This is a genomic window from Paenibacillus sp. FSL M7-0134 (genome assembly GCF_038007865.1).
Lineage (GTDB): Bacteria > Bacillota > Bacilli > Paenibacillales > Paenibacillaceae > Paenibacillus > Paenibacillus polymyxa_B.
The window spans coordinates 2,464,330-2,478,380 of record NZ_JBBOXV010000001.1 but is presented as its reverse complement, the minus strand read 5'-3'; the positions used below and the strand labels follow the sequence as shown (position 1 = coordinate 2,478,380).

Genomic DNA, 14,051 nt, shown 5'->3' with positions numbered 1-14,051 from the left:
GCTCTTGGCAGAGCCCCTCTGAACGGACGTATGATGGGAAGATTTCTTCCGCAGCATACGTCCGCCGGGGTGCTGTATGATTAACTTGTCGGCTTGGCTGTATTATAACAATAGTTTGAAACTGTATCTGTGACCTGTATCACATTGCTTCAAAAAGTTTCCATAACCACACGTGAGCCGCCTCCAGCCTGCTCTGCTGGCAGAACAACTAGCTTGCGCGGAAGACGGGCCCGTAGTTCAGGCACATGACTAATCACACCAACAGACAATTGATCATGGTGCAGCTTTTCCAGTGAGGTGATCACTGTGTCAAGCAGCTCAGGGTCCAACGTTCCAAAGCCTTCATCCAGAAAGAAAAATTGCAGAGGGTATTGGCCCCGCAATTGAATTTGAGCCGACAGCGCAAGCGCAAGCGACAAGGAGGTCAGGAACGTTTCGCCACCAGACAAGGTCGATACCGGACGTTTGACCCCACCGTTGGCATCGTCACTAATGACAAATCCACCGCTGGAATCTACCTCTAGCGCGTAACGCTGCTTGGTCAGAAAACGCAGGCGGCGTGAAGCCGACTGACTGACCTGCATGAGCTGCTCCTCGGCAATATATTCAACAAAGGCATTGCCACGAAAAACAGACTGGAGCTTGGACATTTTTTCCGCTTCGCTACGCAAATGTATACGATTGGACTCCAGCTCCATCCAGCGGACGTGCCGATGCTGCAAGTCCTCTAAATCACGCTCAGCCTTGGCGCGATTCTGAAGCGCCTCTTCATCGCGTGCACGGCAATCACGTAGCTGTGTAGTGGCCGTTTCCCACTGTTCCTCTGTTACCGTTGTTCCATTCAGCTGCTCTTTGACATGTTTTAATCGGGAAGACAGCTCTTTTTCCCGTTCTCGATGCAAACTCACTTCACGCTCATAGCGTGCGGCTTCTTCCGGTCCCAGGCAGCATTCCATAACCTCTGCTTCCGTAGCGAAGGAGGATGCTTCCAGACGGCTGCCCCAACGGGACTCTGCCATCTGCCGTCTTTCTTCTGCCGAGTCGGAGGCCTGCCGGGCAATCAGTGAAGCATGAACGGCTTGCTGCTTGCGTTCTTCCGCTTCGGTACGGCGGCGTGCCGCGGCTTCGGCTCCGTTTTTAAGTCCCAACAGTCGCGAGGTCGCTTCTTCCAGCAATGAAGCCGCTTGGCCATCTCCAACCCACTTTCGGAGCTGTGCTAGCTTTTCACGAAGCGAATCATCTTTGCTTTGGAGCCCTGTACGGCGGGCAATAATGATTTTGTCCTCCTCGATGATACTCTGCTGTATCTGTTGAACACGCGCCGCCTTTCCTTCGAGGAAGGTCACACTCGTCTCCAGCCGGGACCGCAGCTCTTCCGCACGCCCGTCGCGCTCCTGCATGGCGCGGTAACGCTCTGCAGCTTCGCTCGGAGCGACATCCATTAGCTGCACCGCCCATTCGGCGCGCAGCCCCTCGCTGCGCGTGGTGCATGCCTCGCGCTTGCTGCGTGCCTGCGTCAGCGCTGCAGCTGCTGCCTCCTGCTCGGCGGCAGCACGGATACGCCGCTGCTGTCCGGCCGCGTCTGCCTCGCGCAGCGCCTGTGCCTCGGCAGACAGCATATGCGCACGTGCGGCTAGCTCTGCCGCAGCACGATCCAGCGCCGTGCAGCGCTCCGCCCAAGCGGCGGCACCGCGCGGCTCTGCTGGCGCTGCCGCAGGCGTGAAAGGCTCGCCCGTGGCGGCAGCGCCGCTGTCTGCGGTGGCGGGCTGGGCCAGCAAGCTGCGCTGCTCGTGCAGCTGCTGGCGCAGTGTGAGGCGCAGCTCCTGCAAACCAAGCCGCAGGCGGTGCAGCTCATCTGGCGCAGCGGCATCCGCGCTATGCGCCGCGACGACGGCAGGCGCGGGGTGATGCAACGAGCCGCACACTGCGCACGGCTCGCCTTCGCGCAACTCGGCAGCGAGATGCTGAGCAAGACGGCCCAGCTCCTCGGCACGGAGCTCGTGGCGCAGTTGCTCTTCCTCGGAGGCCAGTGACGACATATCGACGGTGATCTCTGCCTCCAACGTCAGCAATGCCTCAATGCCATCAGCTGCCTGTGCAGCAAGGGCAGAACGCCGTGCCTCTGTCTCCTGTGTCTCCTGGTCCGTCAGCTGTAAACGTTCGTCAGCTTGCGCAAGCCGATTCTCCTGAGCGGTGTACTCCAGTTCAGCTTCACGCAATTGCTCATTCGCGACTTCCAGCTGTTGCAGCCGTTGCACAGCCTCTTGCAGCATACGCCGCTCATCTGCCCGCACTTCATTTTGCTTTAGCTCCTGTTGAAGCTCTTGCTGTCGCTTCAAGCCTCGCGTCTGTAGCTCTTGTTCCTTTGCGAGTCCTTCTGCATGTTCAGCAAGGGTTTGTTCGCTTTGCACAAGCTCGGCCGCCAGACGTTCCCGTTCGGTCCGCAACGCTTCCGTATCACGCTCCAGTTGAAGCGCCTGCTCTAGTTGGTCGATCCGAAGCAATAGCTTCGGTTCTTCGGCACTGAGTGCTTGCCGGGCCTGCTCATCTGCTTGCGCAGACACAAGCGCAGCCTCCTGCGCGGTAGCGGCCAGGACTTCCATTTCTTCGGCAGTCTTTTGCCGTTTTTCCGCTTCAGCAATGGCTTCCTTCCAATCCGTCAGCGCAGGCAGCAATGCCTCGGCTGCAGTTGCTTGTCGAAGCTTGCGCTCCAGCAAAGCAATGCCCGGCTCCTGTGCTGCCAACTGCTCCAGCTCGTTCGATCTTTGGCTGAGCTCGATGACCAGCTCACGGGTTTTGTTTAGCGCCTCCGATTCACGTGAGACACGCTCTAGCTCGCGACGCGAAGCTTCTGCATTGGCAATCGCCTCTTTGAGACGCAACTCTACATGTTCAAGCGCTTCAGCACTCGCATCCCCCAGCCCTTGCTGCTCCGCCTCTAACGCTTTCAGTGCGCTATCGTTATCTTTCACACGACGGCTTAGCTTCTGTGCAAGTTGATCTCCGTACTTCTCCAGATGGAATAAACGCTGTAGCATCTGTCTACGTTCACTACCTTTTAAGGACAAGAATTCCGCAAACTTTCCCTGCGGCAATACAACAGCTCGTGTAAAATCGTCCATTTTCAGGCCGATATACTCCTCTACACAGCGCGTCACATCCTGCACCTTATCGGCAAGCACTTCCTCGCCATCCTCTGTTAACGCAATAAAACGGCTAAGCGTATTATTAACCGATACGCCTCCAGCACGTTTGAAACGTCGTTCTACACGGTAACGACGAGGCCCTTGAGCTGACATTAATTCAAACGTAAACGCAACAGACAACGTATCCTCAGCATGATTCATAATGCCTTGTGTACCATTCACTGCCCGCTCCACTTTACCGTACATAGCCAACGTAATGGCATCCAGCAGCGTTGATTTTCCACTACCCGTTGGACCAAAAATTCCAAACAGTCCAGTTTCGGTCAAATCGTCAAAGCGAATTTCCTGTGACTCCCGGTAGCTTTGCAACCCCGCCAGTTTTAGAAGGATTGGTTTCATGCGTCATCCTCCTCAGCGTGCTCTCTTGCATCATCCTGTTCCACCAGTTCCAGAAACAACTGCACTAATCCGTCATCTGGCTGTGCTCCACCTGTCTGCCGCTGATAGAATGCCCGGAACAACTCATGCACTGGCAGTTCTGATCGTTGGTGCTCCAGCTGTGCGGCAGCCATTTCTGGATACATTGGGCGAATATGAATGATGCCTTCACGGCTTTTGCGCAGCCGCTGAATATCTCCCATCGACATCGCTTCATCCAGCGTAATTTCCAGATCAATAAAGGCATCGGCATCCAGTCCTTCGTCCAGCCAGCGATATACTTCCTCCAGACCTCCCCGTGCACGCCACCTCACTAATGGGCGTCCACTGGTAATATACAGTTCCTCGACCTGAGCAGGCTTGCCAGCAACCACGTCAATTAACGTAACCGATTTGGCTTGTCCGGCTTCGGAAAAGCTATAAGCCAGCGGCGAGCCACTGTAACGCATCAGCCCGTCTCCCTTCACATATTGGGGACGATGCAAATGTCCTAGAGCCGTATACTGTGCCCCAATGCTCAAAGCAGACGGATCTACGGTATACGCCCCCCCGACCTGAATCGGACGTTCCGAGTCCGATTCCAGCCCGCCGAGCACATAAATATGGCTCATCGACAAATTAACGGTGTCAGGCCGAAATGCTGTACCCAGCTGTGACATCAGCAAGCCCACACGGCGGCTGTATGCCTCGCGCAATACTGTTTCATCTCCGTCTTCAGACAATAGCTCGTTCAGACGAGACTCGGAGGGATATGGCAAGGCTGCAATGCATGCCATTTCACCCGTTCGCGGTGTATGAACGCGTACCGCTTCCCCATGGGGCAGTCCCAGCAATGTAATTCCGCGCCCGCTCACCAGCGGTGTGACCGAGGATACCCTTTCCGGCTGATCATGATTGCCCGCAATGACGACTAGTGGTCTTCCTCCAGCCGTAAGACGGGCAGACGTTTCATAAAACAATTGCTCGGCTGCGGCCGATGGATTGACTGAGTCGTATACGTCTCCAGCCATCATAATCAAATCGGCCTGCTGATCGTCAGCCATTTTCGCCAATTCTTCCAAAAACGCCTCCTGCTCCTTTAAACGGCTGCGTCCTTCCAACGTGCGGCCCAAATGCCAATCACCTGTATGCAAAATCCGCATGCTATTCCTCCTCTCCCTATCTATATAACTACAGCCGTACACTCTCTCCAGCTTCTAAAAAATACAGCCACTTCTCAGCAACCTTTTTGCCTGTAATCTCTTCGATCACACGGGCATACAGCTCCAATTGAAATCGATATTGGTCTGTTAAATGGGACAGTGTACGATATTCAGATATCCGATCTGTTTTATAATCTACCAGTACGAGTCCTTCAGGAGTTTCAAATAGACAGTCAATAATCCCGTTCATCAGCACCTTATCGCCGTCCTGTCTACCTTCCGAATCTGTTTCTTGTCCTGGTGACATCGATGGTAAGCTGTGGTTCCAGTAATCGGTTGCCCGCATGGTATAAGTGAACGGAAGCTCTCTTTGAACATGGGATGCTCCCAGCATTCTGCTACCCAGCTCACTAGTGAAAAAGCGTAATATTTTATCCGTATCTAGCGCCTCTGCATGAACATCCAATAACATACGCTGATTGAGCAAACGAGCCTTGGTTTCCTCAATAACTTCGGCGCTCATCCCCCCATCTAGTGGCAAATGCAGCATCAACGTATGATAGACTGTTCCTCGTTCCGTTGGAGTCAGACGCTGATTCCCCATAAACTTAGGTCTGCGCAAGTGTAATTGACTTCCCCCAGTGTGAGAATCCTCCCGATCCTCCGGTAACTCTGCTAGTAGGGAGGTAGATAGATTCAGCCAATCGTCCGAACCCATCTCCTGCATTTCCAGCCATCTTTTCATCTCAGTAACCGATGTATTGGCTGCCGTCTTGCCAGCCCGTTCATACGGATAAATCCAGGAAAGAGCAGCTTCAATATCCGTTTCACTCTCTTCGTTCAAGTCGATTACCTCCGCATTTCTCAGTGCTTCTGTCTTCTTTTGGCGCTCTTCTCCCGACACCTCTTCCTCATGATCTGAGTTCACACGAGAGCCGGAAAGTGTTTCCGAGGCCACGATTTTAAATAACCAGTCTGTTCCCGGCATATGTTCCAGCCTGTGATAGTACCCATCCTGATCACCTGCGGCTTCCCTCAACAAAGTAGCAGAAGGATGCCGAATCAAAGCGGGACCTACCCAGTCCAGATAGCTGCGGCCTGCCGCCAGCATATAGTCTGGTAAGACAATTTCCGTATGTTCTTTGGCACGTGCCCAACCCGCTGCGCGCGAAGCGAGATCCTTCACGGTTCCGGTCATAATCAGCTTTTCGCGCGGACGTGTAAGCGCCACGTATAACACCCGCATTTCCTCAGCCAATAGCTCCAGCTGTGAGCGTCGGCGGATCGCTAAATTAGGCAGCGTAGGGTAGCTGACACGATTTTGTTCCTCCACATATTTAGGACCAAACCCCAACTCCTTGTGCATAAGAAACGGCGCATTGAGATCCTGTTGATTGAACATTTTTGCTGTCCCGGCAATAAACACGATAGGGAATTCAAGTCCTTTACTTTTATGAATGGTCATAATGCGGACAGCCTGATCGGGTTCAGTCCCTCCGCTAATTGATCCTAAATCACCGCCTCGCTCCCGTAGACGGGAAATGAAGGTCAGAAATCGGAACAATCCTCGGTTGGACGTAGAAGTCTCATACTGTCTCGCTCGGTCATATAGCGCCCGCAAATTGCTTTGGCGCTGTGAGCCGCCAGGCAGTCCACCGACCCAATCCAGATATCCTGTTTCCTCCAGCACATTCCAAATCAATGCACTTAAGCTGCCTTGTCTGGCTTCATGCCGCCAGGCTTCCAAATTACGCAAAAATGAACGTAGTCGGGCAGACAACGTATTCCCGTCATTTCTATTACCAAAGTCAGATGAAGATAAAGAGTCCTCTGGGAAAATATCCAACTCCATGATCTCAGCTGAAATCCCTTTTTCGCTTTCTTCCAGTGGGTCAGCCTCAGCCGCCGCCAGCAATGCGCCATAAAACAATCCATCCGGCTTCTCCAACCGAATTTGTGCCAGTTCATCTTCGGTCAAGCCGACAATCGGCGAACGAAGCACTGATGCAAGCGGGATATCCTGCTGCGGATTATCAATAATGTGCAGCAGAGACAACATTACCTCAACTTCCGTTGCTTTAAAAAAGCCTGTCGTCTGCTCCCCGGAGGCCGGAATGCCCTCAAGCCGCAGTTCCTCCACAATTAGGGGGGCCCACACGCTTGCGGAACGAAGCAAAATGACGATATCACCGTAGACTGCCGGACGCATCGCTTTTAATCCTCTGTCGTAAATCAACAGTGGTTGTCCAGTGTCTCCGGTCAGTTCTTTAATCCGTTGCGCGATCGCACGAGCCTCTAACTGTGCCGTTTCTAACTCCACAAGCTCAGCCAGCTCACTTTCCTGTAAAGCAGATTCGTCCCCCGTTTCGGACAGCTCCGAAGCCTCAGAAAGACCATGTCCACCCTTATCAACTAACAGCAGCTCAGGTGCATATACAGATGCAGGGTCTTGATCCGACTGGTCGGGATAGGATGCGCCGTGTACCAGCCATGCTCGTTCATCGTACTCAATTTCCGCCACATCCACACTCATAATCTGGCGGAACACCAAATTGACCGCATCGACAACTTCCTCCCGACTGCGGAAATTACGCGCCAGATCAATTAATAAGCCATCTTCCTGCTCCTGCATGCCGTACCGTTGATACTTATTCAAAAACAGACCCGGCTCCGCCAGCCGAAACCGATAAATACTCTGTTTCACGTCGCCCACCATAAAACGGTTACCCGGTTCCTCCCGTGATACCAGCCTGACGATATCTTCCTGTACGGTATTCGTATCCTGATACTCATCCAGCAGCACCTCGTCGAATTGCGCCTTGTATTCGAGCGCAGCGTCGGAAGGTAGTAGCTTGTACGGAGTAGAATCGGGATGTCGTAATATTTTCAGACAGTAATGTTCCAAATCCCCGAAGTCCACCAGCCCTTTTGACTGCTTGTGATGTTGAAATCGTTCCCCGAATACAATCACGGTTTCTATCAATTCGTCCATCAGCGGAGCCGCGGCGTGCAGCTCCTCCCAATAGGCTTCTGCTCTCCTGCCAAACAGGGAAGCCTTCATATCTGTAATCATTTTTTTGGCTGCTTCACGCAGCGTTTTAACCCGTTCCTGCAATGCAGGCTCGGTCTGATCTTTTTTGACGGGCTTGAGCTTACCGAAGGAAGCTGTCTGAAAATGATCATATAGAGATGCCCACGGCTGTGTCTCCAGCTCCTGTAACAATCCCTTCACCATCGCCGCATCCTCTTGCAGCGTCACGGCATAAGGTGCAGGACCGCCGGGCTGCATAGCTGTTTCATGCGCCTGTTCCAGCAAGCTCGCTGCTCCACGCAATGAAAGTGCAGCATCCGCCAAAATGCTGCGAACCCAGGGAGTCTCTCCCAAAGCGGCTACATCCTGTACACGAAATGCTGCCGCTGTCTCCCGCAGCCAATGTTCTGGCCACGGATGACTTTGAGAAAAATCATACAGCCGCTGAACAAGCACGTACATTGCATCATCGGTGCGTTCTCCACTAAACCAGTCGACCAGTCTGCGGAATGTACTGCCTTCATCATGAGCCTCATATTTCTCCTCAAACAGTTCTTCTAGAAGCTCCTGACGCAGCAATTCTGTCTCATGCTCATTCATAATCCGAAAACCGGGATCAAGGGGAATGGCCTGATAATGCCTGCGGATGACCTCCATACAAAATGAGTGAAGCGTCGTAATCGAGGCCCGATTCAGCAACGATAGCTGGCGGCGTACATGCTCACTTTCCGGTTCCTGCTCCAGTACACGTTCCAACGCTTCGCGTATCCGTTGACGCATTTCGGCGGCGGCTGCCTTCGTAAAGGTCGCTACCAGTAACCGATCCACACTGAAGCCGAGCTGGGGATCGACGATTTTACGAATAATACGCTCTACGAGCACCGCTGTTTTACCAGACCCTGCCGCTGCCGCGACCAGCATGTTATTACCAGATTCCGAAATTGCACGCCACTGGTCATCACTCCACATACTGCCTTCCGGCTTCGGCATGCCTTTAGTGTTTGACGTGCCTATCATTGGTCCATTCCTCCTTTCCCTTCCTGTGTATGACCCAGCAGATTCCAGATCTGATCCTTACCGGGTTTACCCCATTGATTGTAGCCACTACCGTCCAGACTGTCGTCAAATTGACAAACAGGCTTAAAAGAACAGAAGGTACAAGCCGTCTCTTGCTGGATACGATAAGGTTCAATGGCCACATCGCCCTCTGTCATCCGTGTGCCAATCGTCCGGATATTATGACGTACCGAAGCTAGCAGGCTGTCCCACTGTTCCGGCGAAGCAACCGAAGCACTGCTATAAAAACTGCCGTCTGCTTTCACCGCAACAGGTAAAATAGAGGAATATCCCTTGTCCAATGCTGTATCCATTTGCCCAACTACATCCCGATCCGCGAGCAATAATCCCTTCATCTTAAAACGTTTTAAAAGCTCCTGACGGGCCTGTTCTGCGCTAAGACCGTTAGGCGACTGCAACATCGGATTGTGGACGTGAAAATACAGTGTACCCGCTGGATAAGCCGTCTCGCCCAACCATTCCTCCGCCGCATTCAGCAGCACATCCAGGTAGGTGAGCATCTGCAAGGACAGGCCATAGTACACTTCATGCAGCTTGAGATCCTTTTGGCTAGATTTGTAATCGATGACACGCAAAAGTAACCCCTTTTCTCCCTCTGCCACATCTACACGGTCAATCCGTCCGACAATTTCCATCACAACGCCGTTATCTAACCGGAAGCTTAACGGAGGAAGCTGCTGACCCGGCCCAAAGTCCAACTCCAGCCCAATCGGCTCAAAGCTACCTCTTCGCGCATGTTCACCTAAAATCAACGAGGCACGGCTCACGATGTCTTTCAATTTACGCAAAATGTAGCCATACCGCTTGGAACTCATTAAAATCTCGCCTTGCAGACGAGGAGCCAAACGCTCCACTGTACTTTCCGCCTCTTGGCGGCATTCCTCCGTGCTGAGACTGCCCCAGCTGACATTGCGTTTACGCAAATTGATCGCCATCTCTCCAAGCGCTGCATGGAATAATTGTCCGATATCCGGGGCCTTCAGGCGATACATTTGACGTTCCTTCAAACGAAGACCGTGAGAGGCAAAGTGCGAAAATGGACATGCCACAAAACGTTCCATACGAGATACGCTGGTACGCAGCTTGCTGCCGTACAGACGGCGGCTCGTTTCTTTCTGCATTTCGGCATGGTTCTCGTAAAAAAGTGAGGTCAACAGCTGACGCAGCTTGTCTTTCTCACGCCCTTGCTGGCTTGCATACCAGTTATATACCTCCCACCAAGGAGATAAAATGTCACCGCCACGTCGCCAATGCCGTAATTGCGCAATGAGCTGCGGTAAAGCCTCGGACGGATGAGAAGCATACTCCCATTGCGTCGTCCAAGCATCCCCAGGCAAAGGGTATCCAGCCAGTGGACGCTCGTCCAGACTAGGAAACAGGTGCCGCACATGTCGTACTAACTCAGACGGCAGCAACGACTTCCCTTCTTCATCAGTCACTGCATAGCTCATCCACAGGCTTTTACCGGCTGAGGTAAGGGCCGTATAAGCGAGAAAACGTTCGTCCAACAGACGTCTTGTCATATCCGGCGCCAGCTCTACGCCTCGTTCGTTTAATGCCGTACGCTCCTGCTCATTCAGCACACCGTCCTCATGGAACACAGCCGGCATCACACCTTCGTTCATACCTAGTACAAAGGCATGTTGAATACCGGACACACGTGTACGGTCCGTGTTTCCGACTAGAACCTGATCCAGAGCTGGCGGAACAAGTCCCATACGGAACTCAGCCAATCCCGTTTCCAGCACACCCGCAAACAAAGAGGTATCCAGCCTCTCATCACCCATCATTTCGACAATTTGATCCAGTAGTTCAAGCACCGCATCCCATACTTGACGATGCTCCTTCGCCTGCTCAGGTTTTCCTGCTTCCTCTGCCTGATGAATGAAGGCGTCCAGCTTGTGGCCGATTTCTGCATCCTCCAGTAACAGATATACCGCTTCACACTTCTCAAGTGCAGTTCGTGCCTTGCCGACACGTTTCTCAAACGCACGTAAAGGCGTCACGATCACATCCCGGCACAGTTCCATCAAATCCAACGTTTCATCCCGTTGACGGCTCCGTTCCTGCTCCTCCAGCTCCAGTGACAAGCTGGGCACAGCCTGCCACGGGCGACCGTCTGTCCAACGGCTGCCTTGTATTCCGCAGGCTAGTACATAGTTTTCCAAACGGTCCATCTCCTCACGACTTACCCGACCATCCAGCGGCAGGAGAAGGTCTGTTTTGACCGCACGGAATACATCCTCATATCGCCAACGACGCTGCACGATATCCAGCGAAGCCCGAATCAATTCCACTAAGGGATGATGCAAAACACTTCTCCGCTGATCCAGAAATACTGGAACCTCATATTGTTTGAATATCGGTTCCACCCAGGGCTCATAATCTTCAATATGACGTACAAACAGGGCCATCTCCCGATAACGAGCGCCCTCATCTCGGACCAGACGACGCATTTCGCGTACAGCCCCTTCCAGCTCTGCACGGCGATTAGCCGCAGTGTACAGTTTTATGCCTTCCGGCTGTTCTTCTGTCCACTGCTCTCGTAGCTGCTGCAGCCGCATCCATTGTTCCTGATTCCGTAACCCTGTACGATGTTCAAAGTTAGCCTCCAAATACGCCAACGCCGGACGCTCCTTAAATCTCGGCAGCGGATCAGGGCGCAGTAATTGTGTCTGCGTCTCTATCATCAGCTCGTCTGCCATTCCTTTGAGCTTTACATACGTAGCCGCTGAGGGATGAAACAAATCCAGCTCATGCGGAAGCTGTCCGCTCTCGTAGCTGCGGTTGCAAGTCAGCGCCACCGTCAACGAAGAAGCGTGCAGCATAAGCTGCTCCACCACCTTGTATTCATGTGGTGTAAACCTGCGGTAGCCATCCATCCAAATATCTGCCCCACGCACAAGGGAAGACTCAGCAATCTGTTCTGCCAGCATGCGCAGCGTATCTTCACCGTCAATATATTTAAGCGTCAGCTCTCGTTCAAAATCCTCATAGATTAGACTGATATCTTTGAGCTTGCCGCGCAAAATCGGAGTTGACTCTCCAGCAGCGTTCATTCGCTCCAGTTGCTCCGGTACAGACCGAGTATCATTTCCATACTGCTTTAGCTCCGTAAACAATGTATTCAACCGATCCACAAAGCCGAGCTGGTCTCCCGAATCCTTAAACAAACTCAGTTCATCCTTGCGACGACGAATAATTTTATATAAAAGCATCTTCTTGCCTTCTTCCGTTACAGGCACCAGTGCTGAACCCCCGGTTTCCTGCATAACTAAATAGGCAAGACGATGAAATCCCATCACTTGGGCGCGCACCGACCCCTGAATACCGTTTCCGGCTTCTGTAAGTAACGCATGCTCAGAAGCAAATGACGATTGCTCCGGTACAAGTAACAGCATAGGCTTACCTAGCGGCTCCTCGCGTAACATAGACGTCATTTCATTGCGGATTAACGTACTTTTACCACTCCCAGAGCGGCCAATCAACAAGCGAACCGACATGATGCGGCCTCCTTTCCAACGAACAACATTCTATTAAACAGTATAGCATATCAGGCAAGGGAGAAAAGAACGTACGTTTGCCATGTTGTAGCAATTCTTCCTCCCTCTAAAAAAACAAATCAGTCCCGCAGATTGGCTTGGTGCATGCCTTCTCTACAGGACTGATTTATACCTAAACGAGTCTATTTTACCTATTTAATCACCAAAAAGGCGATTGACTTTGACCTTGTATGAAACCTACAGCTGTGTCCGGCTGCGCACCTCAAAGATGGCGAATTTCAAGTAATGGCCTTCCTCCACACCCAAAATTTGAGGATGGTCCTTACCAGCCGCTCTCCAGTCTACCAGACGAAGGATTTTGCCGGCATCTGCCGCCGCTTCCTTAATGGTATCTAAAAACAACTCTGGCCGCATATGGAACGAGCAGCTCGCAGTCACCAGATAGCCGCCCTCATTGACCAGCTTCATCCCGTGCAGGTTGATATCTTTATATCCACGTGTAGCTCCTTTGACAGCGTTCTTCGTTTTGGCAAAGGCTGGCGGATCAAGAATGACCACGTCAAAGGTGCGTCCGCCACCTGCTGTCAGCGGCTTGGATGTATCTCCTTTGCCCCCGGCTCGTGCATTGCGTTCCTCTACACCTTTCACTTGATTGCGCAAATATTGAAAAGCATCGTCGACGACAAACTCGACGCGTTCCTCAAAACCGTTCAGCTTGACATTATCCCGCGCACTTTCAATCGCATGCTCAGAAATATCAAGACAAGTTACTTTTTTAGCACCATGTTTACATGCATTGAGCGTAAAGCTTCCCGTGTGCGAAAAACATTCCAATACGGTTGCGCCATCCCAGAATGGGAATTCAACAACCTTACCACTTTTATTCACTGGCTTCATGACCGTTGTGCCCGCATCCCCTGAGTCTGCAGCTACTTCTTGTAGCGTAATTCCACTACGTGCTCCCCAACCTGTCATCAACGGTGCTATGGCCGCACGATTTTCACGCTGGTCAAAGAAATAACCCGTCTTCTGGCCCTCTACAATATCAACCTTGATTTGCAGGCCATTTTCCGTCACTACCACATGACGCGGACAATCACCGTACAAAGGACCCTTCGTTTGTTCCAATCCTTCCAGCTCACGGATGGATACATCACTTCGCTCATATATACCAGCAGGACCCACTACTTCAACGAGCGCATCCCTGATTTCCTCCCTGCGCCGATCCATGCCAAGCGTTAACAACTGCACGACTAACACATCACCAAATCGATCTACAATCAGTCCAGGCAAAAAATCAGCCTCGCCGTACACCAACCGATAAGCGTTTCCCCCGGTCACAAAACGTTCGCGGTGCTCCAGACATTTGCGAAAGCGTTGGGCAAAAAAGTTTTGATCCATTGCTTCCAGCGGCTCGTAGGACATCACACGCACTGTAATTTGTGAAGCTGGATTATAGTAACCTGTCGCCAAATAACGCCCCTGATGGTTAACGATACTGACCAAATCGCCTGCCTCTGGGTCCCCTTCGATCTTGGCTATTTCGTTTTTAAACACCCAAGGGTGTGCGTGCTCCAGCCTTTTTTTACGGCTGCGTTCTAATATTACTGAAGGCAAAATCCTTCACTCCCATTCTTGGATTACTCAAAGTCCTTAATATCGTTCCGTAAAAAAGAGCTCAGCCATGCTTGTCATGGCTGTCCCCGACAGATCA

At 52.2% G+C, this 14,051-nt stretch carries 5 protein-coding genes; all 5 read right to left on the bottom strand.

From position 1 onward, the window contains the following. Positions 1 to 149 precede the first annotated feature (149 nt). On the bottom strand, positions 150 to 3,545 hold the full coding sequence (locus tag NSQ58_RS11060; RefSeq protein WP_341057399.1) for an SMC family ATPase: 3,396 nt from the start codon (positions 3,543 to 3,545) through the stop codon (positions 150 to 152). Then, on the bottom strand, positions 3,542 to 4,726 hold the full coding sequence (locus NSQ58_RS11055) for an exonuclease SbcCD subunit D (protein WP_053325790.1): 1,185 nt from the start codon (positions 4,724 to 4,726) through the stop codon (positions 3,542 to 3,544). Before NSQ58_RS11055 ends, NSQ58_RS11060 begins: the two co-directional genes overlap by 4 nt. A gap of 28 nt (positions 4,727 to 4,754) precedes the next feature. Continuing rightward, positions 4,755 to 8,774, bottom strand: a complete 4,020-nt coding sequence (gene addA / locus NSQ58_RS11050) for a helicase-exonuclease AddAB subunit AddA (protein ID WP_341057396.1) — start codon at positions 8,772 to 8,774, stop codon at positions 4,755 to 4,757. Then, on the bottom strand, positions 8,771 to 12,337 hold the full coding sequence (addB, locus tag NSQ58_RS11045; protein ID WP_341057395.1) for a helicase-exonuclease AddAB subunit AddB: 3,567 nt from the start codon (positions 12,335 to 12,337) through the stop codon (positions 8,771 to 8,773). The genes addA and addB overlap by 4 nt, the downstream gene beginning before the upstream one ends. A gap of 237 nt (positions 12,338 to 12,574) precedes the next feature. Continuing rightward, positions 12,575 to 13,954 carry a class I SAM-dependent rRNA methyltransferase gene (locus NSQ58_RS11040; RefSeq protein ID WP_341057394.1) on the bottom strand — a complete coding sequence of 460 codons (1,380 nt, stop codon included), beginning with the start codon at positions 13,952 to 13,954 and terminating at the stop codon, positions 12,575 to 12,577. Between the last annotated feature and the right edge of the window lie 97 nt (positions 13,955 to 14,051).

Coding starts and splice junctions, on each gene's coding strand:
- NSQ58_RS11060 (WP_341057399.1), bottom strand. CDS start 3,545: ATGAAACCAATCCTTCTAAAACTGGCGGGGTTGCAAAGCTACCGGGAG.
- NSQ58_RS11055 (WP_053325790.1), bottom strand. CDS start 4,726: ATGCGGATTTTGCATACAGGTGATTGGCATTTGGGCCGCACGTTGGAA.
- addA (WP_341057396.1), bottom strand. CDS start 8,774: ATGATAGGCACGTCAAACACTAAAGGCATGCCGAAGCCGGAAGGCAGT.
- addB (WP_341057395.1), bottom strand. CDS start 12,337: ATGTCGGTTCGCTTGTTGATTGGCCGCTCTGGGAGTGGTAAAAGTACG.